Raw genomic sequence first — 2,587 nt, 5'->3', positions numbered from 1 at the left:
AGAACGGCAAAAATTGCCGATAATTTACGGGAGGCCCGGAATACGCTTACTCAGAGAATGTTTGCTTATTATTCGGATTCTCTTCCAACTATGGGCATTACCAAAATGGAAACTTCCAGAATGAAGGAAGGAGATATCTCCGGATTGGCCGTTTTTCAAGATCCTTATGGATATATTGCCGTAAAAAGAGAAAGGAACAGAAATTATATCGTAATGGTTAACAATGGGAGGACTGTTGATTCAACCTTATTTAAGGGTTCAACAATATATCTCGCTGCAAATGCATGTTATGGTACAGGTAAGGCTACTTTCGCCTACAGTGCCGATAATAAGACTTTCAAAACATTGGGTGACGAACTCAAAATGAGGTTTAACCTTTCAATTTTTACGGGTAATAAGTTTTGCCTTTTTAATTATGCCACCAGAAAGCTTGGGGGATATGTGGATGTTGACTGGTTCAGAATGCAATAAATATTTTTAAACTGATCACAAAATCTGATAAAAACTTATAATTGACAATAAGAAAGGATTAAAATGAGTAAAAAATTCAAGTTCTTGTTATATATTGTAACATATAAAGTTGGTGTCTGTTTGTGAAAAAGATTACAAAAAGTCCTATTAAAATAAAATTCCTATGAAACGCCTATGTTTATTAATCACAACTGCATTGATTTTTCAATTGTCTGTCTATTCGCAGTCAATTGAATTACAGGCTCCCAAAGGTTTTGATGTCGTACGCAGTGGTATCCCCCAGGGTCGAATTGATACTGTTACGTACTTTTCCAAAACGGTAGGAGTTAAACGCAAAGCTTTGGTATATACGCCCCCTGCTTATTCAAAAAGCAGGAAATATCCGGTGCTTTATTTGCTGCATGGTATTGGCGGAGACGAAAAAGAATGGTTTAATAATGGCCAGCCTCAGGTTATTTTAGATAATCTGTATGCAGAAAAGAAAGTAGAACCTATGATCGTGGTATTGCCAAACGGCAGGGCCATGAAAGATGACCGTGCAACAGGTAATATTTATGACGGGGTTAAGGTGCAGGCATTTGCAAATTTTGAAAAAGATTTACTTAATGACCTGATTCCTTTTATAGAGAAAAAATATTCCGTACTCAATGACCGCGAACATCGTGCTATAGCCGGTTTATCAATGGGTGGGGGACAGTCATTGAATTTTGGGCTGGGAAACCTGGATAAATTCGCCTGGATAGGCGGGTTTTCATCCGCTCCTAATACCAAAACTCCCCAGGAATTAGTCCCGGATCCTGAAGCTGTAAAACAGAAAATAAAATTCCTTTGGATTTCCGGAGGAGATGCTGATAATTTATTAACCTTCAGTCAACGTACCCATGATTATTTGTCCGCCAATAAGATTCCTCATATTTTCCATGTAATACCGGGTGGACATCATGATTTTAAGGTCTGGAAAGATAATTTGTATATGTTCTCGCAGTTTCTTTTTAAACCGGTCGATATTTCATCTTTTGATAAATATAGCAGACGGGGCATTCCTGCAGCTTCAAATGTAAGAGGTGCAAAATATCCGCAAATTACAGCCGACAGCCGTGCTATTTTTAGGATAAATGCTCCCGAAGCCCAAAAAGTACAGATCGATTTAGGCAGGAAGTACGACTTGTTGAAAAATGCTCAGGGATTTTGGGAAGTAACTACAGATTCATTAACAGAAGGCTTTCATTATTATTCGTTAATCATTGACGGGGTTGCTGTTGCCGATCCTGCCAGCGAAACTTTTTACGGGATGGGCCGGATGGCAAGCGGTATAGAAGTCCCGTTTAAAGGTGACGGCTATTATGCTGTAAAGGATGTACCTCACGGAGACATAAGGATTAAACATTATTATTCGACTGTTACCAATTCCTGGCGCCGTTTTTATGTGTACACTCCAGCTGGTTATGATGTAAATACCGGCGAAAAGTACCCTGTTCTCTATTTGTTGCATGGTGGAGGCGAAGACGAAAGCGGTTGGGCAACACAGGGGAAAACTGACCTGATTCTCGATAATCTTATCGCTGAAAATAAAGCAAAGCCAATGCTCATCGTGATGGTTGATGGAAATGTCGGCAACGGCGGGTTTGGTGAAAATAATTTGAAAGCATTCGAATCGGAGTTAAAGCAATGCGTAATACCTTTTGTTGAAAAAAATTACCGGGCCGAAACCGACTCGAAAAATCGTGCACTTGCAGGCTTATCCATGGGCGGCATTCAAACTCTTTATGCTGGGATATATAATACAAATCTGTTTTCTTACCTTGGTGTGTTTAGCTCCGGCTGGTTACCTAATATAAACAGTATTGCAGATCCCCAGTACGATTTTATGCTGAAAAATTCAGAAATGATTAACCGTAATTTAAAGCAGTTTTGGATTTCTGTTGGAGGCAAGGAAGATATTGCATACAGGAATTGCAGGAATATGCTTTCGAAATTTGATGAAATAAAGATTAAATACTCCTTTAGCGAATATCCGGGAGGGCATGCCTGGCCGGTTTGGAGAAACAATCTGTACAATTTTGCCCAGCTTCTGTTTAAATAAAATTGATTTATAATATAAAAAGTAAAGTCAATT

Annotated in this window: 2 protein-coding genes; both read left to right on the top strand. The window is 38.9% G+C overall.

Features of this window, described 5'->3' with window-relative positions; translation table 11 throughout:
* Positions 1 to 471: xylan 1,4-beta-xylosidase (locus tag Q8907_16040; GenBank protein ID MDP4275779.1), on the top strand; the 471-nt coding region annotated here is incomplete at its 5' end.
* Between the two features lie 163 nt (positions 472 to 634).
* Positions 635 to 2,554, top strand: a complete 1,920-nt coding sequence (locus Q8907_16035; GenBank protein MDP4275778.1) for an alpha/beta hydrolase-fold protein — start codon at positions 635 to 637, stop codon at positions 2,552 to 2,554.
* Positions 2,555 to 2,587: the final 33 nt, after the last annotated feature.

The organism is Bacteroidota bacterium (genome assembly GCA_030706565.1).
Classification (GTDB): Bacteria; Bacteroidota; Bacteroidia; order Bacteroidales; family JAUZOH01; genus JAUZOH01.
The sequence above is the reverse complement of the archived record's forward strand: the minus strand, read 5'-3'. Positions and strand labels throughout refer to the sequence as shown.

What these genes read in the sequence shown, in the direction of transcription:
- Q8907_16035 (MDP4275778.1), top strand. Translation starts at nt 635, where the DNA reads ATGAAACGCCTATGTTTATTAATCACAACTGCATTGATTTTTCAATTG.